This window comes from Arhodomonas sp. AD133 (assembly GCF_051195215.1).
In the GTDB taxonomy this organism is placed as follows: Bacteria; Pseudomonadota; Gammaproteobacteria; order Nitrococcales; family Nitrococcaceae; genus Arhodomonas.
The window spans coordinates 25,225-43,086 of sequence record NZ_JBNAZM010000025.1 but is presented as its reverse complement, the minus strand read 5'-3'; the positions used below and the strand labels follow the sequence as shown (position 1 = coordinate 43,086).

At 68.9% G+C, this 17,862-nt stretch carries 13 protein-coding genes; 6 read left to right on the top strand and 7 right to left on the bottom strand.

Annotation, left to right across the window (positions count from 1 at the left end; genetic code table 11):
- Positions 1 to 296 precede the first annotated feature (296 nt).
- The gene (locus ACPEES_RS14245) at positions 297 to 3,914 is read left to right on the top strand and encodes a hydantoinase B/oxoprolinase family protein (protein ID WP_435104185.1); all 3,618 of its coding nucleotides are present in this window, start codon (positions 297 to 299) and stop codon (positions 3,912 to 3,914) included.
- Between the two features lie 193 nt (positions 3,915 to 4,107).
- On the opposite strand, the gene ACPEES_RS14240 is transcribed toward ACPEES_RS14245, so the two are convergent.
- Positions 4,108 to 4,524, bottom strand: coding sequence for a VanZ family protein (locus ACPEES_RS14240; protein ID WP_435104184.1), 417 nt, complete (start codon positions 4,522 to 4,524; stop codon positions 4,108 to 4,110).
- 169 nt (positions 4,525 to 4,693) lie between these two features.
- On the opposite strand from ACPEES_RS14240, the gene ACPEES_RS14235 reads away from it, so the two are divergent.
- The gene (locus ACPEES_RS14235) at positions 4,694 to 5,308 is read left to right on the top strand and encodes a DUF924 family protein (protein WP_435104183.1); all 615 of its coding nucleotides are present in this window, start codon (positions 4,694 to 4,696) and stop codon (positions 5,306 to 5,308) included.
- A gap of 4 nt (positions 5,309 to 5,312) precedes the next feature.
- On the opposite strand, the gene ACPEES_RS14230 is transcribed toward ACPEES_RS14235, so the two are convergent.
- Entirely contained in the window at positions 5,313 to 6,209 is an 897-nt protein-coding gene (locus ACPEES_RS14230; protein ID WP_435104182.1) for an NAD-dependent protein deacetylase, read from the bottom strand.
- Positions 6,210 to 6,714: 505 nt separating this feature from the next.
- Between ACPEES_RS14230 and ACPEES_RS14225 the strand changes: the two genes are divergently transcribed.
- From ACPEES_RS14225 to ACPEES_RS14210, 4 genes are all read left to right on the top strand, one after another.
- Complete coding sequence (locus ACPEES_RS14225) at positions 6,715 to 7,938, top strand: Bcr/CflA family multidrug efflux MFS transporter (RefSeq protein ID WP_435104181.1); 1,224 nt, start codon at positions 6,715 to 6,717, stop codon at positions 7,936 to 7,938.
- A gap of 350 nt (positions 7,939 to 8,288) precedes the next feature.
- The gene (locus tag ACPEES_RS14220; protein ID WP_435104180.1) at positions 8,289 to 9,956 is read left to right on the top strand and encodes a DUF4382 domain-containing protein; all 1,668 of its coding nucleotides are present in this window, start codon (positions 8,289 to 8,291) and stop codon (positions 9,954 to 9,956) included.
- Positions 9,957 to 10,201: 245 nt separating this feature from the next.
- A complete protein-coding gene (locus ACPEES_RS14215; RefSeq protein WP_435104179.1) occupies positions 10,202 to 10,858 on the top strand; it encodes an MlaC/ttg2D family ABC transporter substrate-binding protein in 657 nt (218 codons plus the stop codon).
- A gap of 123 nt (positions 10,859 to 10,981) precedes the next feature.
- Positions 10,982 to 11,326 carry a BON domain-containing protein gene (locus ACPEES_RS14210; RefSeq protein ID WP_435104178.1) on the top strand — a complete coding sequence of 115 codons (345 nt, stop codon included), beginning with the start codon at positions 10,982 to 10,984 and terminating at the stop codon, positions 11,324 to 11,326.
- On the opposite strand, the gene ACPEES_RS14205 is transcribed toward ACPEES_RS14210, so the two are convergent.
- The 5 genes from ACPEES_RS14205 to ACPEES_RS14185 all read right to left on the bottom strand — a co-directional run bounded on the left by ACPEES_RS14205 (position 11,327) and on the right by ACPEES_RS14185 (position 17,656).
- On the bottom strand, positions 11,327 to 13,783 hold the full coding sequence (locus tag ACPEES_RS14205; RefSeq protein ID WP_435104177.1) for an FtsX-like permease family protein: 2,457 nt from the start codon (positions 13,781 to 13,783) through the stop codon (positions 11,327 to 11,329).
- Positions 13,780 to 14,430: an ABC transporter ATP-binding protein gene (locus ACPEES_RS14200; protein WP_435104176.1), complete on the bottom strand. Its 651-nt coding sequence runs from the start codon at positions 14,428 to 14,430 to the stop codon at positions 13,780 to 13,782. The genes ACPEES_RS14205 and ACPEES_RS14200 overlap by 4 nt, the downstream gene beginning before the upstream one ends.
- Positions 14,431 to 14,499: 69 nt before the next feature.
- Positions 14,500 to 15,429, bottom strand: a complete 930-nt coding sequence (locus ACPEES_RS14195; protein ID WP_435104175.1) for a diguanylate cyclase — start codon at positions 15,427 to 15,429, stop codon at positions 14,500 to 14,502.
- Positions 15,426 to 15,944, bottom strand: a complete 519-nt coding sequence (locus ACPEES_RS14190; RefSeq protein ID WP_435104174.1) for a molybdopterin-dependent oxidoreductase — start codon at positions 15,942 to 15,944, stop codon at positions 15,426 to 15,428. Before ACPEES_RS14190 ends, ACPEES_RS14195 begins: the two co-directional genes overlap by 4 nt.
- 188 nt (positions 15,945 to 16,132) lie before the next feature.
- Positions 16,133 to 17,656, bottom strand: a complete 1,524-nt coding sequence (locus ACPEES_RS14185) for a fumarate hydratase (RefSeq protein WP_435104173.1) — start codon at positions 17,654 to 17,656, stop codon at positions 16,133 to 16,135.
- Positions 17,657 to 17,862: the final 206 nt, after the last annotated feature.

Sequence of the window (17,862 nt, the reverse complement as noted above, 5' to 3'; positions counted from 1 at the left end):
AGCTTGCCTGGCGCAGCGTCGCACTGCGTGCGCCTCGACGAATGGCCGAATTTGCCCCAGGCACCGCGGACAACGGTTAGGCGCCTGCCGGAGGCGGTGAGGTGCGAGGGGCCGGGAGTGTATGCGGCCAGGGACGGCCGCATCCAAGCGTACACGGACGTATTCACAGCGTCTCCCGGCCCCTCGCACCTCACCGCCTCCCAGCACGGCCCACAAGCATATACCCACGGCGCGGACTCGCTTGCCCCTCAAAAGCGGACGAGTCCAAAGCGCAGATTCAACCCGAGCAATACGCCATGAATGACCAAGCGCACCAGACCAACGGCCAGTGGCAATTCTGGATCGATCGCGGCGGCACGTTCACCGACGTGATCGGCCGCCGTCCGGACGGCGAGACCGTCACCTGCAAGGTTCTGTCCGAAAACCCGGAACGCTACCGCGACGCCGCCCTGCAAGGCATCCGCCAGCTGCTGGGGCTGGCGAGCGACGCGCCCATACCCGCCGAGCAGCTCGAGCACGTGAAAATGGGCACCACCGTCGCCACCAACGCCCTGCTGGAGCGTGACGGCGAACGCACCCTGCTCGCCGTCACCCGCGGCTTCCGGGACGCCCTGCGGATCGGCTACCAGTCCCGGCCGGAGATCTTCGCCCAGCGCATCGACCTCCCCGAGGTCCTCTACGAGCGCGTCGCCGAGATCGACGAACGCCTCGCCGCCGACGGCAAGGTGCTCACGCCCCTGGACGAGACCGCCGCCCGGAAGGCCCTGCAAGCCGCCTACGACGATGGCATCCGCGCGGTGGCCATCTGTCTCGTCCACGGCTACCGCTACACCGACCACGAGGCACGCCTCGCCGCCATCGCCCGCGAGATCGGATTCACCCAGGTCTCCACCTCCCACGAGGTGAGCCCGCTCATGCGCCTGGTGGGCCGTGGCGACACCACCGTGGTGGACGCCTACCTCTCGCCGATCCTGCGACGCTACGCCGACCAGGTTGCCGGGGAGCTCGGCGACACCCGGCTGATGTTCATGAAATCCGACGGCGGGCTCACCGAGCACCGATTCTTCGCCGGCAAGGATGCCATCCTCTCCGGCCCGGCGGGCGGCATCGTCGGTTGCGTACGCACCGCCGAGATGGCGGGCTTCGATCACGTGATCGGCTTCGACATGGGCGGCACGTCCACCGACGTCTCCCACTATGCCGGCGAGTTCGAGCGCAGCTTCGAGACCGTCATCGCCGGCGTGCGCATGCGCGTTCCCATGATGCAGATCCACACCGTCGCCGCCGGCGGCGGCTCCATCTGCCACTTCGACGGCAGCCGCTACCGCGTCGGCCCCGACTCCGCCGGCGCCAACCCGGGCCCGGCCTGCTACCGCCGCGGCGGCCCGCTCACCGTGACCGACTGCAACGTCATGCTCGGCAAGCTCCAGCCCGAGTTCTTTCCGCGGGTATTCGGCCCTGACGCCGACCAGCCGCTGGACCCGGAGGTGGTGCGCGAGCGTTTCACGGCGCTGACCGACGAGATCCGTGCGGCCACCGGCGACGAACGCAGCCCCGTGGAAGTCGCCGAAGGCTTCCTGCGCATTGCCGTGGAGAACATGGCCAATGCCATCAAGGAGATCTCCGTTCAGCGCGGACACGACGTGACCGCCTACACGCTCAACTGCTTCGGCGGCGCCGGCGGCCAGCACGCCTGTCTGGTCGCCGACGCCCTGGGCATGGAGCGGGTACTCATCCATCCCCACGCGGGGGTGCTCTCCGCCTACGGCATGGGCCTCGCCGAGCTCTCCACCATGCGCGAAACCCCGGTGGATGAAGCGCTGGACGACGCGCTCGTCACCCGGCTCGGCGAAACCCTCGACGACCTCACCAGCGACGCCCGCGCCGAACTGTCCGCCCAGGGTTGTCCGCCCGAGCGGGTGCACGTGCGCCGGCGGCTGCACCTCAAGTACGAGGGCACGGACACGGCACTGGAAGTGGACTTCGACGCCGCCGATACGGCGCGTGCCGCCTTCGAGGCCGAGCACCGCCAGCAGTTCGGCTTCGTGATGCCTCACAAGCGGCTGGTGGTCGGCGCCGCCACAGTGGAGCTCACCGGTGACAGCGGTGCCCTCGCCGATGAACCGACATTGCCGGCGCGCGCCGCGGGCGAGCCCGCCGAGCTCGCCCGGGTGACCGCCCACATGGCCGGCGAAGCACGGGAGACACCGGTTTACGATCGAGACAACCTCCAGCCGGGTGACCGACTCTCGGGACCGGCGATCATCCGCGACCCGGTCTCCACCGTCGTGGTCGAACCGGGATGGGCCACCGAGCTCACCCCGCGCAACCACCTGGTCATGCAACGCGTGGAAGCGCGCCCCCAACGACTGGCCGCGGGCACGGACGTGGACCCGGTCATGCTGGAGGTGTTCAACAACCTGTTCATGTCCGTCGCCGAGCAGATGGGCGTGACCCTGCGCAAGACCGCCTACTCCGCCAACATCAAGGAGCGGCTGGACTTCTCCTGCGCGGTCTTCGATCCGGACGCCAACCTGGTCGCCAACGCGCCCCACGTGCCCGTGCACCTGGGGTCCATGGGCGAAAGCGTTCGCGCCGTGGTCGAACGCCGGCACGCCAGCATGCGCCCCGGCGACGTATTCATGCTCAACGACCCTTACAACGGCGGCACCCACCTGCCGGACATCACCGTCATCACCCCGGTTTTCGACAACGCCGGCGAGCACGTGCTCTTCTATATCGCGAGCCGCGCCCACCATGCCGACGTGGGCGGCATCACCCCGGGCTCCATGCCCCCGGACAGCACGCGCATCGAGCAGGAAGGCGTGCTCATCGACAACTTCCACCTGGTCGAGGCCGGCACCTTCCGCGAAGACGCCGTGCGCGAGCTCTTCACGGGTGGCGACTACCCGGTGCGCGACATCGAGCAGAACCTCAACGACCTGCGTGCTCAGATCGCCGCCAACGAGAAGGGCGCCCGCGAGCTGCGCGGCATGATCGCGCAGTTCGGGCTCGACGTCGTGCATGCCTACATGCGCCACGTCCAGGACAACGCCGAGGAGCAGGTCCGCCGGGTGATCGACGTGCTCGACGACTGCGCCTACAGTCTGCCCATGGACAGCGGCGCCGAGATCCGCGTGGCGGTTACCGTGGACCGGGCGCAACGGCGCGCGCGCATCGACTTCACCGGCACCAGCGCCGAGCAGGCGAGCAACTTCAATGCCCCGGTGGCGGTCACCCGCGCGGCCGTGCTCTACGTTCTGCGCACGCTCGTCGCCGACGAGATCCCCCTCAACGATGGCTGCATGGTACCCGTGGAGCTCGTGGTGCCCGAGGGCTGCATGCTCAACCCCCGCTATCCCGCGGCGGTGGTGGCCGGCAACGTGGAGACGAGCCAGGTGGTCACCAACGCCCTCTACCTCGCCCTCGGCCGTCAGGCTGCCTCCCAGGGCACGATGAACAACGTGACCTTCGGCAACGAACGCTACCAGCACTACGAAACCCTGTGCGGGGGCACCGGCGCCGGAGCCGACTTCAACGGGGCGAGCGCGGTGCACTCGCACATGACCAACAGCCGCCTCACGGACCCGGAGGTGCTGGAGTGGCGTTTTCCGGTGTTGCTGGAATCGTTCGGCATCCGCACCGGATCCGGCGGCGCCGGGCGCCACCACGGCGGCGATGGTGCCCGCCGGCATATACGTTTCCGCGAGCCCATGACCGTGGCCATCCTCTCCAACTCCCGCCGCATCGCCCCGCCGGGGCTCGCCGGCGGCGGCGACGGTGCAGTGGGCCGCCAGTGGGTGCGGCGGAGCGACGGCCGCGAGGAGCCTCTCGCCGGCACCGACCGCACCGACGTCGACGCCGGCGATGCGATCATCGTGGAGACTCCCGGCGGCGGCGGCTACGGCGGCTGACCACTGCCAGCCCCGTCGTCGGCGGGGACATCATGGCGCCACCGCGGCCGGACGCGGTGGCGCCGTCGTCCTCGCTTGCCGTGACCCGGCCACGCCGGCGCGAACGTGCCTTGCCCCGAACCGCTCGGGCCCCTGAGGCCGGACACAATACCTCCGAGGAGATCGGTCCCCCCACGCGGGTTGCGCGGAGCGGTCAGCGACCGCTGCGCACCGGCAGGCAAAGCCTTTCGATCTGCCACAACGCGCCCCCGAGCGGGGTGCGGCAGATCGCTCCGCCGATGATCACGCCCAGGGCGTTGGCGAGGCTGTCGGCCCACTCGAACATCCGGTTGCCGCCGAGCCCCTGCACGACCTCCAGCCCCAGCCCCACCAACACCAGCATCGCCGCCACCAGCCAGGCATGCCGCCTCGGCCACGCCTGCACGAACCAGCCGGCGAGAAACGCGTAACCGAGAAAGTGCCGCGCCTTGTCCCAGCCCGGCATCCCGGGAACCGACGGCGGTGACGGTGTGAGCGAGAACCAGACCACGATCGCGAGCCACAGCGCACCAAGGCCCCGCCATAGCCACGGATAGGCCAGACCCCACCGCTCGTTCAGGTCGTTGCTCAATCGCGATCACCTCTCACAGCCATTGTCGTGTGTCAGGGCGCCATGGCGATCCGGGCACCCACTGAGGCGGCACTGTACGCCCGCGTTGATTCAGTGGCGAAACCAGGACTGGTCCCACCCCCTGTGCCGTAGCACAATGCGGAATCGTCAAACGCAGCCGGGGGACGGCATGGCCGACAAGAGCGAGGATATCCTCACCTACTGGTTCGGCGAGCACGCGCCGAGTCAGGGCGACGGCGACGTCGCGCGTGAACGTCAGCGTCTGTGGTTCAGCGCGGATGACACCGTGGACGCCGATATCGAGGCACGCTTCGGGCAGCTGCTCGTCAGCGCCGCGCGCGGCGAGCTCGAGCGCTGGAGCGAGACCCCGCGCGGCCGGCTGGCGCTGATCATCCTGCTGGATCAGTTCTCGCGCAATATCTACCGCGGCACACCGGACGCCTACGCCAACGATCGCATGGCGCTCGCGCACAGCCTCGAGGGGCAAACCCGCGGTCAGGACCGGGAGCTGCGCCCGGTGGAGCGCATTTTCTTCTACATGCCCATGATGCACACCGAGGCCCTGCCGGTGCAGGACGAAGCGGTGCAGCGATTCCAGGCGCTGGCCGAGGCCGTCGAGCCCGGCGAGCGCGATGCGTTCCAGCCGTCGGTGGATGCCGCGCAGCAGCACCGCGAGATCATTCTGCGCTTCGATCGATTCCCGCACCGCAACCGTATTCTCGGCCGCGATTCCACGCCGGCGGAGCTCGCCTTCCTGGAGACGCCGGGCTCGTCGTTCCCGTAGGGATTCAAGGCGCCACCTGCAGGCGTTGCGCCAGTTCCGCGAGTACCTCGCCACAGGAGCCGGTGACGCGGAAAGCGAGCTCGCGCTCGCCGCGGGTACGCCCCAGACCGACGCAGACCACCGGCGTTCCCGCCGCCACGGCGGCGCGTACGAACCGGTAGCCGGACCAGACCATGAGCGACGACCCCACAACCAGGAGCACATCGGCCCGGTGCAGCGCACGCGTCACCGCCGCCACGCGTGCCTGTGGCACGCACTCCCCGAAAAAAACGACCGCCGGCTTGAGCACACCGCCGCAACGCCCGCAACCGGGCACCTGGAAGTGCGCGTAGTCGACGCCGGCCAGGTCGGCGTCGCCGTCGGGCGCCTCGCTCGCCACGAGATCCGCCCAGCCCGGGTTCGCCGCCTCCAGCGCGAGCTGAAACCGCGCACGGTCGATGACCGCCTGGCAGTGCAGGCACTCCACGGCATCCAGGCGGCCGTGAAGATCGATGACCGCATCGCTGCCGGCACGCTGATGCAGACCGTCGACATTCTGCGTCACGACGCCGCCGAGCAGTCCGGCAGCTTCCAGGTGCGCCAGGACACGGTGTGCTCTGCCGGGTCGGGCTGCCGCCACGCGCCGCCACCCCACCAGACTCCGAGCCCAGTAACGCCGGCGGCCATGATCGCTGGAGACGAACTCCTGGAGCTGCATTGGCCGGCGGCGTTTCCACTGCCCGCCGGCGTCCCGGTAATCCGGAATGCCCGAATCCGTGCTGCACCCGGCGCCACTGAGCACCAGCGTGCGCCGCCCGGCCAACAGGGCCGCGAGCGCGGCGACCGTCCCCTCGCGGGCGAGCGGTGGCAGTTCCCCCGGGCGCGTCGGGCGCCCCACCACGGCCTGCGCTGCATCCGCCATGCGATCCCCTCCCACGCCTGCCGCAAACCCATCACCGTGGCGATACCAATCCGCCCCATCGAAAGCACATAACTAATCTTCTCAGAGGTATTGTCATGCGTCAGCCGGTCTGTGCGCCGATGGGGCAAGGCGCGAGGCGCGTGGTGTAGCCGGGCTACATGAGCGGCGAGCAACGCAGACCCCATCGGCGCACAGTCCGGCCCGAAGGGAGCGCCACAGCGGCCCGGTGGCGGCGTTGCGCTCGCTTGACGTGACCCGGCCACGCCGACGCGAGCGCGCCTTGCCCCCGAACCGCTCTGGCGCTCTGACACATGACAATACCTCTGAGAAGATTAGTATGCCCCCGGGGACAATGACTTGTGATGTGCGGCGATTTGCGGTCAATCGCTAACAATTTATACTACAATCATCTTGCGGCCACCGTCCGCAATCCCAATATCGTTGCCTATCCGGCCGTGTGTCGACCACGCCGCCACGGCCGACAGCCCATATCGAGGAACCGCCCATGACGCGCAACGGATTGGCCGGCGGCGCGGGCTTGATCGCCATACTCGGCATGCTCACCGCCTTCGGCCCCATGTCCATTGATCTGTACCTCCCCGGCCTGCCGGCGATGGCCGACGAGCTCGGTGTATCCTCCGCGGCGGCACAACAGAGCCTGAGCCTGTTCTTCATCGGGCTGGCGGCCGGACAACTGGTCTATGGACCGTTTTCCGACCGCTACGGCCGCCGGCCCGTGCTGGTGGTGAGCATCCTCCTCTACCTCGTCTCCAGCATCATGTGCGTGATCGCGCCCACATTGCCCGTGCTGCTTGGCGGCCGTTTCCTCCAGGGGCTGGGAGCGGCGGCGGGGCCGGTCGTCGCCCGTGCGGTCATCCGCGACGTCTACCACGGCAGCCGGGCGGCGCGCATGCTCTCGTTCGTCATTCTCGTGATGGCCGTCGCCCCGCTGGTGGCGCCACTGCTCGGCGGTCAGATCGTGGCGACCCTGGGCTGGCGCGGGATCTTCGCCGCGCTCGCCGGCTTCTCCGTGCTGTGCCTGGCGGTCGTCGGCTTCGCACTCGGGGAGACCAACCCCGCCCAGCGGCGTTCCGGGCAACGCCTGGGGCCGCTTTTCACCGCCTACGCAACCTTGCTGCGCGACCGCGAGGCGCTCGCCTTCCTGACCGCCGGCGGCATGGCTTTCGGCGCCCTTTTCGCCTACGTGAGCAGCAGCTCGTTCATCTACATCCAGGTCTACGGCGTCAGCCCCGAGGCCTTCGGCGGGTACTTCGCCCTCAATGTCATGGGACTCGTTACCGCCAACGTGGTCAATGGACAGCTCGTGGAACGTTTCGGCTATCGCCGGCTGCTACGCATCGGCGCAACGGTGACGCTGCTCGGCAGCCTGGTGCTCGCCGTCACCACGACCACCGGATTCGGCGGACTGGCCGGGCTGGCGGTGCCGCTGTTCTTCGCCGTGGGCAACGTCGGCCTGGTGGGCGCGAACACCGTGACCGGACTCCTGGACGGCTATCCCGACAACGCCGGTGGCGCCTCCGCACTGTTCGGCTTCTTCCAGTTCGGCATTGGCGCCCTCGCCGGCGCGCTAGTAGGCGTGGTGAATATCTCGCCGGCGGTGGACATGGCCGTGATCATGTCCGGCTGTGCGGCGGTGAGCTTCACCGCGAGCCGGTATCTGCCGCAGGCGCAAACGGTCGCCGAGCCCGCCTGCGTACGTTCGACCTGAGCCATCGTTCCCCCGGGGAAGCGGCTACCGCCGGTGGCCGCATTGCCCCACCGGCCCCCGCCCCGCGCCGGTAACGCTATACCGATGGTGTCAGAGGTATCGTCCGCGCCGGCCGCTGTGGCGCTATGACACGTCACGATACCCCATTGAAGATTAGCGACCGGCGCCCGTCGCCGTGCAACGACATGCACCGAGCCCCGGACCTCCGGCACGCCGGCGAAGCATGATCGTGCGGACTATGCCCCGGATCGCGTCACTCCTAGCATGTATCGTTCATTTGTCTGCTGCGTGCTACGGACATTTCCCGCACGTAGGCCGACATGCGGTACGACGATAGAGAGGAGGATCGCATGCCACGCACGAGCTCACAGCCAGGTCGCGCCGCCCTCGCTGCGCTCCTGGGGCTGTCGCTGGCCGCCTGCGGAGGCGGCGGTGGCAGCGACGATAACGATAACAGCGCCGACGGGGGCTCCACCGAGACGGCCAGCACCACGGGCAACGTGGCCGTGCTCATGACGGACGCGCCCACCGATACCTATGAGCAGATCAACCTCACGGTCACGGGCATCACGCTGCTGCCGGACGAGGACGCCACCGATGTCGAGCCGGTGACGCTGTTCGAGGGCGAGCGCACGGTGGACCTGTTGCAGCTGCGTGACTACACGGAGCTGTTCTCGCTCGCCGAGGAGGTCCCCGTCGCCGACTACGAGAAAGTCCGGCTCGCCGCCTCCCGCGTGGAGCTCGTGGACACGGACACGGATCCCGTGACGCAGGTCGGGGCGGAGCTGCCAAGCGGCAAAGTCGACCTCGTTCCCGAGGACGGCCTCCAGGTCACCGCCGATCGCACCCTTTACCTCGAGCTGGACGTGGACGCGGCCAACTCCCTGCTCGTGACTCAGGCAGGAGCGGACACCGTCCTGTTCCGCCCGGTGGTGATGGTCGAGACGTTCGAAGAGGACGAAGCGGGCGACGACTCCGACGCTGACACGGACGACTCGACGTCTCCCACCGAGCCCGGCGACGATGCCTCGACGCCGGACAGCGAGGAAGACGACGCACCACTGCTGAGCATCACCGGCGAGCTTCGCAGCGTCACCGACGAGCACCTGCTCGTCTGCCCGTCAGCCCAGGCAGCCGCCCCGGCGTGCGTACGCGTGGCGCTCGACGACGAGGCCACCGTCTTTGACACCACCGGCGCCGCGATCGATGCGACCACGCTGGTGGCGGGAGACAGCCTGGTGGCCATGGGGCTGCTCGAACGTGACCCCGAAGACGGACGCCGCGAGCTCGATACCCTGAGCATCACGCTGGGAACCCGGCCCACGGTTGGTACCCGCGGCGGTGTCGCGACCGCAAGCGTGGATGCCGAGGGCAACTTCACGCTGGAAGGCGGCGGCGACGGCCGTGCGGTGACGCTTGCCCCGGAAACCCCCATCGTGGACGAAGACGGCGACGTGCTGGATCGGGATGCCATCACCGCTGGTAAGGGCATGACCGTCAAAGGCATCGTCGACACCAGCCCGCTGCGTGCCACCCTCGTCATCGTCCGCGGCGATGACGATGACGCCGACGGCGATGCGGACGACGGTACCGATGACGATGACGCCACCGACAATGGCGACGACGCCACGACCGTGAAGGGCGAGCTGGTGTCCGTGGACACGGCCGACACGCTGCAGCTCTCAGTGGACGGCGAATCCCGGGCGGTGCGTCTCGCCACCGATGGCAAGCTCGTCGTCAGCGGCCGTGGCCTGGTGGATTCCGGGGACCTGGGCGTACTCGCCGACATGACACGGGTGCACCTCATCGTCCACGGCGAGCCCGGCACCAGCTACTTCGAGGCGGACAAAATCGTTGCCATCGCACTCGACCGCGGCGATGAGGTCATCGACGAGGAAGAGGACGACGCCGCTTCGGACGACACGGACGACGACTCCGACGATGACGAGGAAGACGGCGGGCGACCCGATGGCGCCGGTCCGCCGGACGACGCCGGTCCGCCTGACAGCGAGGGCTGAGCGTCCGTTCGCGCGACGCCGGTAACACCGGCGTCGCGATTGCCGATCGCCCCCGGGAAATCGCCCCGAAGAAGGCGCCAGAGCGGCCCGGTGGCGGTGTTGTGCTCGCATGCAGCGACGCGGCCACGCCGGTGCAAGCGCGCCTTGCGCCGAACTGCTCTGGTGCTCTGACGCATGCCGCGCCCCCTGAGACGATCCGTAACGGCCGGGTGGCCCACCGGACCGAGCGGTGGCATGATCCCGGCATGATGCTTCCCTCGCCAATCCGTACCCTCGTACTCGCCGTACTGCTCGCCATCGCGGGCACCGCCACGGCCACGGAATCGCCGGTGGCGATGGTCCGCGATGTCATGCGCGAAGGGCTCGCCGAGATCGCCGCCCAACGCGAGGCGATAGGCCGGGATCCGGCCATCGCGCGCGGCCTGATCGAGCGGTACCTGCTGCCGCATACCGACAGCAGGCGCATGGGGCGCTTGGTCGCAGGCGCCCATTGGCGCAATGGCACAGACAGCGAGCGCCGGCGGTTCACCCGGGCATTCACGAACTACCTGATCCACAGCTACGCCGCAGGCATCAGCGAATACGTCGATCGAATCGCGGAATTCGCCCGTAACGGGCGTATTGACTATCGCCGCCTGGATGACGACCACAGGCGCACCAGCATCCGCGCCACCCTCCAGCCCGACGGCGGACCGGCGATCAACGTGGATCTCTATCTCCACCACCTGGACGATCGCTGGCAGGTCTATGACGTTCGGGCCGTCGGGGTCAGTCTGCTGCTCGCCTACCGGGAGAGCCTGCGACCACGCTTCGATGCCTCGGGTATGTCCGGGGTCAGCGCCTACCTGGAGCAGCGCATCGACGCCAGCCGCTCTGCCGGGCACACGGCCCGCAATGAATGATCCATACCTTGTCGCTACCCATCCTGACGAAACAGTCCAATATGGGACAATTTGATAACTGAACTGTCGCCCCTATGATTCCCTTAGGGTGGCCGGTATGAGCGCCACCCTTGGAGGTGCGATATGACCCTTCGGTTGTTCCCGTTCCTGGCAGCCCTTGCCGCTGCCGCCCTGCTGGCCGGCTGTGCCAACAACGGTATGAACGGTGGCGGTGGTGGCAACTACCTGACGGATCAGGCAATGGAGCAGCGCGTCCATACCGCTCTGGACGAGCTCCCGGCACTACCCATGAACCGTATCCGGGTGAGCGCCCGCGACGGCGACATCTGGCTCCACGGCACGGTCTTCGACGTCACCGAGCAGGACCGTGTCGTCGGCGCCGTCGCTGCGCTGGAGGGCGTGGAGCGCGTGCACGACCGCCTGTACGCCCCGCAACAGGGCCGTGGCGGCGTCAGCACCGGTATGTGATCATTCCCGTTGGAGGCCGCCCGCCGGTTCCCGGCGGGCGAGCGCCCATGCCGGCCAGGCCGCTGCGAGCAGCGCGGCGGAGACGGCCAGCGTCACGCCTTGAGCCAGTGCGGCGGGCTGCAGCGCGAATTCCAGCGTCCAGCCGAACGCCCGACGGTTGATTACGGTCACGAGCAGCCATGCCAGGCCAATGCCCAGCGGCATCGCCCATACCCCCGCCGCCGCGCCAAGAAAGCCGCTCTGGCCAAAGACCTGTACGGCCACACCGGCACGCGTCAGCCCGAGGGCGCGCAGCACCGCGATTTCCCGGCGGCGTTCGAGCTGCAGCGCCATGAGGGCACCCAGCACGCCCACGAAAGCCACCACCGCTGCCAGCAATCGCAGCACACCGGTAATGCGGAATGTCTGGTCGAACACCGCGAGCGATCGGCGGAACACGGTGCGATTGTCGGTGACCCCGACACGTGCGGGCCAGTGGGCCTGTATCCGGCGCGCCAGCGTGGCCGCATCGGCACCTTCGGCGAGGTGAACCCCCAGGCCGGTCAGCCGGGTGTCACGCCATAGACGCCGGTATAGGGCCAGGCGCATGAGCACGGTTCCGCGGACATTGGCGTAGTCGCGGTATATTCCCGCGACGCGCAGGTTCACCGGCCCCTCGGGGGTGGTGAGCGACAAACGCTCGCCCACGCCGAGCCCCCGCCGTGCCGCGAACGGCTCGCTGACCAGCACCGCCCGGGCGCTGGCGAATGCCCGCCATGCCCCATCACCGCCGGTGACCATGGGGTAGGCAGCGCGGTCCTCCTCGGCAAGCGCGACGGCCCGCAGATCCAGGTACCCGTCCTCGACAGGCAGGCGCACATGGCGGCTGCGGGTGACATGGTCCACCCCCGGGAGCGCAGCCACCGTCGCAGCGGCGCCGTCTGGCAGCGCACCATCGGCGCTTACGTAGAAATCGGCGCGAAGACTCGCTTCGAGCCACGCCACCACGCTCCCGCGAAAGCTGCTGATCATCGTGGCCACACCGATAACCGTCGCCACCGCCACGGCGAGGGCAGCCACCGCGATGCCCGTGCGGCTGAGCGACGCGCCGGCGCCGCGCACGGCGAGACGCCAGCCGAGCCGTCCACCGGCGGCGAGGCGTGCGAGCATGCGTACCCACAGTGGCGCGAGCAGCGCCGCCCCGAGTATCAGGGCGAACAACCCCACGAACCCTGCCGTCAGCCCTTCGCTGGCCGCCACCGCCGCTGTGCCGCCGACGACTGCGGCGCCGCCGGCAAACGCCATGCGCCTGGCACTGCGCAGCGCGCGCTGCTCGAGGCTCGTGCGTTGCAGGCCGGCGCGCGGGGCCACGCCGGCAGCCTCCAGCGCCGACGGCACGGCCGCCACGAGCGGCCCGGCGAGCCCCAATGCCCCACCCACCGCCAGCGCCAGCGGCTGCCACGTGTGCACCTCGGGAATCGTGAGGTAGAGCTGATCCACCGTCGCTGCCACCAGACCGGTCAGCCCTGCCCCGAGGACCATCCCGGCCGGAAGCCCCACGAGTGTTCCACCGACGGCGAGCATTCCGGCATCGGCGAGCACCTGGGTCACGATCTGCCCGCGGGTCGCCCCCAGCGCCCGCAGGCTCGCCAGCATGCCGCGCCGACGTACGACCAGGAAGCTCATGGTGTTGAACACCAGGAACACCCCGACCACCAGCGCCAGCAACGAGAGCGCGCGCAGGTTGACGTGAAACGCGTCGGTCATCGCCGCAAGCGCGTCGCGGCGTCGCCCCGCCGGAAGCAGCTCCACCCCGGGCGGGAGCGCGGCACGCACCTTCGCGGCGGCCGACGGCTCCAGAATCAGATCGATGCGGTCGAGCCGCCCGAACCGGCCGAGGAGCGCCTGAGCGACGGCGATATCGGCAACGAGGACGTCCGCGAACGCACCGCCCCGGTCCGTGAACACGGCAGCCACGCGGACACGGGCCGAGCCGGCGCCACCATCCAGCGCAAACGCCTCCCCCGTGCCGACACCGAGCCGCTGTGCGGTCTCGCGGCTTACCGCCACGGTCTCACTGTGCGTGAGCATCCGCAGGGACAGCTCGACACCGGTATCCGTCGCCAGCGGCGTCATGAACGGTTGCGCCGCGAACGGATCCACCCCGAGGAGCTGGAAACGCCGTCCGCGTACCGTCACCGCGCCACTGACCACCGGCAGGGCACGATCCACGCCGAGCGCCACGCGCAGGCGACGGTAGAATATCTCGGGAACTCCCTCGGGGCCGGCCACGACCTGATGGGTGGCGGCGCCGGCAACACGCTCGACGGCATTGTTCAGCGCAGACTGTGCCGCCCGGTTGGCGATATCGACGGCGACCACCACGGCCACGCCCAGGGCGATCCCCACCAGCGCCAGCATCCACTGCATGGGTTCGCGATAGAGCGCCCGCCGGCCGGCGAGCAACAACCACCTCACGGGCCCGTCTCCAGGGTGGCGAGGCGGGCATCCCGTATGGTGAGCAGGCGATCCGCCCGCCCCGCGACCTCGCGGCTATGGGTGACCATCACCAGCGTGCGCCCGTACCGGCGGCACAAATCATCGAGCAGCTCGACCACCGCGCGGGCATTGTCCAGGTCCAGATTTCCCGTGGGCTCGTCCGCGAGGATGAGATCCGGGCCATGGATGAGTGCCCGCGCCACCGCCACGCGCTGCTGCTCGCCGCCGGAGAGGCGGTCCGGCCAGGCATCCTCGTAGTCGCTCAGCCCCACCCGCGCGAGCCACTGCCCGACCAGCCCGTCTTCCGGCAGCGCGTTGAGGGCCAGCGGCAGGCGCAGATTCTCGGCGACGGTGAGCGTGTCGATGAGGTTGTACGACTGAAAAATCACCCCCATGCGCCGGCGGCGCAAGCGGGTCATGGCAGCATCGGGGAGCTCGAAGAGCGATTCGCCGGCGAAATGGACCGTGCCGGCGGTCGGCCGGTCGAGCCCGCCGAGGAGATTGAGCAGCGTCGACTTGCCGGAACCGCTGCGTCCGACCACCACCACGAACTCGCCGGTGGCGATCTGCCCGCCGGCCCCTTCGAGTACGGCTCGCCCCCCGGGACCACCGTAGTGTTTGGTCAATCCGTCAAATCGGACCAGGGGCTCTGTCTCGTGGCAACGCGGCATTCGTCCTTGTCCAGGGTCCGTTGGTCATTCGCGGGCGCGGCGCGCTTCTCCGGCAGTGCCGGCCTCCGATGGCGTGTCACGCTCGTGGACGATGCGGTCGCGTCCGCCGCGCTTGGCCGCATACAACGCGGCATCGGCGCGGGCGTAGAGGGCCTCGAACGTCTCACGCCCGCCCGCCTGCGTCGTGGCCACGCCGATACTCACGGTACAGGGCAACGTCCCGTCTGGCCCCACGGGGCACGGCTCGCCGACAATGGCATCGCGTACGCGGGCACACAAAACCAGTGACTCCCGTACCCGGGTGTTGGGCATCAGGATACAGAACTCCTCGCCGCCGACCCGCGAGACCGCGTCGCTCGCGCGCACCGACGATTTCAGCAGCGCCCCCAGCCCCACGAGCACCAGCGCGACCAGGCTCAGCAAGGCGTAGGAGAGCCGCTCCATGAGACGCTGCTGCGCCGCCGAAGCCGACACCACGCGTTTGTGGAGCTCGCTGTAAATGAAGGCCACGTCGTCCTCCACCGCGAACACGCGCGCCCGCAGCGCCGAGCGTACGCTGGATCGTTGCAGCGTACCGCCGCGGCCCAGCGTCGCAATCCGGGCGAGGTCCGCCTGCAGGCGCCGGAATTCGGCGTGAATGTCATCGAGATCCATGTCGGCGAACGGCGTGCGCTCCATGGCGTGGAGAACCGTCGTTTTGCGAGTCTCTATGACGGTGAGCGCCTCACGCAGCGCCCGCGCGTTGTCCTCGCCACCATGGCGCATGAGCGCTTGCGCGGCGGAACGCAGACGGGTGGCATCCTGTTGCCCACGCACGACCTCGGTGGAGAAACTGATGTAGTTGGCGCCGAGATGCTTCTGCGCGTTGACCACGAAAAGCACGCAGATACCGACGACGGGCATGGCGATGGCGACGTACCCCGCCAGCAACAACCAGCCCGCGCGAATTCTCACCGTGCGTGCAACTCGACGATGGACCAGATCCACTCCGCCCCCGACTTCGTGCCCTCGAGCACGGCCTGCTCATCAGCGGGCACGACGAGCCTCACGGGCCCCTTGTTCGCCAGAGCCATGGGTTCGCCCTGAAACCGGGTGACGAGCAGATAATTCTTGGCCCGGATCTCCTCGGGGGTGAGGAAGATGCTGTACCCGTCGGCGGCGATGAATCGTAGCCGGCGCGCGCCGCCGAGCCCGAACGCCTCGACGAAGTCCGCCAGGAGCACGCCGGTGAATCGCCCGGCCATGCCCTCCCGGCTGACGAGCTCGCTCGCGTACAGCGGACCGGCCCCTTCGAGATCCGCCCGCGAAAGGTGGCGGATCTCGCCGCCCCGACGCAGCTCGAGCACCGGCGTCGTGTCAGTGGTGGGCTCGGCGTCGCTGCGGGTGAGCTCGGCGGCAATCGCCGGCACCGCTGCCGCCATCGCTGCCGCGAGCACAAATCGATTGATGAGCCGGCCGCACGCCCGCATGCGTTCCCCCCCTCAACGGTGGCCTCGCATTGCCCGCCGCGCACGGTGCCCCTTCCCTGTCACTGCAACCGCCTGTGAAACGGCGGTGTTACTGCGAGGACCGGGCTACGCGCGTCAGGCAATACCACGCGTAACCGGGCCACTCGCACCCACACCAGGACGATAGTCCAAATGGGGTAGCTACGGTACTACTCGACGGCCACCGGGATCCTGCCGATACGTTCCTGCCACTGGCGCGGCCCACTGCGGTGTACCGATTCCCCGTCCGAGCTCACCGCAACCGTCACAGGCATGTCCTCCACCTCGAACTCGTGGATCGCCTCCATGCCCAGATCCTCGAAAGCCACCACTCGTGCCTTGCGGATGGCCCTGGACACCAGATAGGCGGCCCCCCCGACCGCGATCAGGTAGACCGCCGCGTGGCGTCGAATGGCCTCGACCGCCTCGGGGCCGCGCTCGGCCTTGCCGATCATCCCCGTCAGCCCGGTCTCGGCCAGCATCATGTCGGTGAACTTGTCCATGCGCGTGGAGGTCGTCGGCCCTGCCGGCCCCACGACTTCGTTGCCCACCGGGTCCACCGGGCCCACGTAGTAGATGAACCGGCCGCGGAAATCCACGGGCAACTCCTCGCCTCGGGCGAGCATCTCCTGAATGCGCTTGTGGGCGGCGTCACGGCCGGTGAGCACGGTTCCGGAGACGAGCAGGGTCTCGCCCGGACGCCACTGCCGCACATCCTCGGCGGTGATCTCGTCGAGATTGACCCGGCGGACGTCGCCACCGGCACCCCAGGTCACCTCCGGCCAGTCCTCCAACGCCGGTACCGGCAGCTCCGCCGGGCCGTCACCGTCGAGCTCGAAATGCACATGGCGGGTGGCCGCGCAGTTGGGAATGATCGCCACCGGCTTGTTCGCGGCGTGGGTGGGGTGGTCGCGGATCTTGACGTCCAGCACGGTGGTCAGCCCGCCGAGCCCCTGGGCACCGATGCCGAGCTGATTGACCTTCTCGAAGAGCTCCAGGCGCAACGCCTCGACCGTGTTCTCCGCCCCCCTGGCCTTGAGCTCGTGGATGTCGATGGACTCCATGCACGCCTCCTTGGCCAGACGCATGGCCTTGTCGGCGGTGCCGCCGATCCCGATGCCGAGAATGCCCGGCGGACACCAGCCGGCACCCATCTTCGGCACCTGCTCCAGCACCCAGTCGACGATGCTGTCCGAGGGATTGAGCATGGCGAACTTGGATTTCGCCTCGGAGCCTCCGCCCTTCGCGGCGAGCTCCACCTCCACGCGATCCCCGGGCACCAGGTCCATGTAAATCACCGCGGGCGTGTTGTCCCGCGTGTTCTCGCGCTTGCCCGCGGGATCGCGCAGGATCGAGGCGCGCAGCTTGTTGTCGGGATCGTTGTAGGCCCGGCGCACGCCTTCGTTGACCATCTCCTCGACCCCCATCTCCGCATCCCAGCGCACGTCCATGCCGATCTTGAGGAAAACGGTCACGATGCCCGTGTCCTGGCAGATCGGCCGGTGCCCCTGGGCACACATGCGCGAGTTCACCAGGATCTGCGCCATGGCATCCCGCGCCGCCGGATTCTCCTCGCGCTGGTAGGCCTCATGGACGGCGTCGATGAAGTCTTTCGGGTGATAGTAGGAGATGTACTGCAGGGCGTCGGCGACGCTCTGGATGAAATCTGCCTGGCGGATGGTGGTCGTGGCCATGAATGCGCCCTCTCTGCGCCAATCGCGGGTTACTGATCTGCGGCCTTGGCGGGCCGTCTTCTCTCTGGCGCGCCGTTCGGCGGAACGTGGCCGTGGCGCGCTAATGGTCGCGGGCGCCATGCCGTTACGTTACGTAGGCGGCACGGCCGCGAGTGGTTGCCTTTTATACCACAGCGCAGCCACCCGCGTGTGCACCTGCAGCATGC

What these genes read in the sequence shown, in the direction of transcription:
- ACPEES_RS14225 (WP_435104181.1), top strand. Translation starts at nt 6,715, where the DNA reads ATGACGCGCAACGGATTGGCCGGCGGCGCGGGCTTGATCGCCATACTC.
- ACPEES_RS14245 (WP_435104185.1), top strand. Translation starts at nt 297, where the DNA reads ATGAATGACCAAGCGCACCAGACCAACGGCCAGTGGCAATTCTGGATC.
- ACPEES_RS14185 (WP_435104173.1), bottom strand. Translation starts at nt 17,656, where the DNA reads ATGGCCACGACCACCATCCGCCAGGCAGATTTCATCCAGAGCGTCGCC.
- ACPEES_RS14220 (WP_435104180.1), top strand. Translation starts at nt 8,289, where the DNA reads ATGCCACGCACGAGCTCACAGCCAGGTCGCGCCGCCCTCGCTGCGCTC.
- ACPEES_RS14230 (WP_435104182.1), bottom strand. Translation starts at nt 6,209, where the DNA reads ATGGCGGATGCAGCGCAGGCCGTGGTGGGGCGCCCGACGCGCCCGGGG.
- ACPEES_RS14210 (WP_435104178.1), top strand. Translation starts at nt 10,982, where the DNA reads ATGACCCTTCGGTTGTTCCCGTTCCTGGCAGCCCTTGCCGCTGCCGCC.
- ACPEES_RS14190 (WP_435104174.1), bottom strand. Translation starts at nt 15,944, where the DNA reads ATGCGGGCGTGCGGCCGGCTCATCAATCGATTTGTGCTCGCGGCAGCG.
- ACPEES_RS14215 (WP_435104179.1), top strand. Translation starts at nt 10,202, where the DNA reads ATGATGCTTCCCTCGCCAATCCGTACCCTCGTACTCGCCGTACTGCTC.
- ACPEES_RS14235 (WP_435104183.1), top strand. Translation starts at nt 4,694, where the DNA reads ATGGCCGACAAGAGCGAGGATATCCTCACCTACTGGTTCGGCGAGCAC.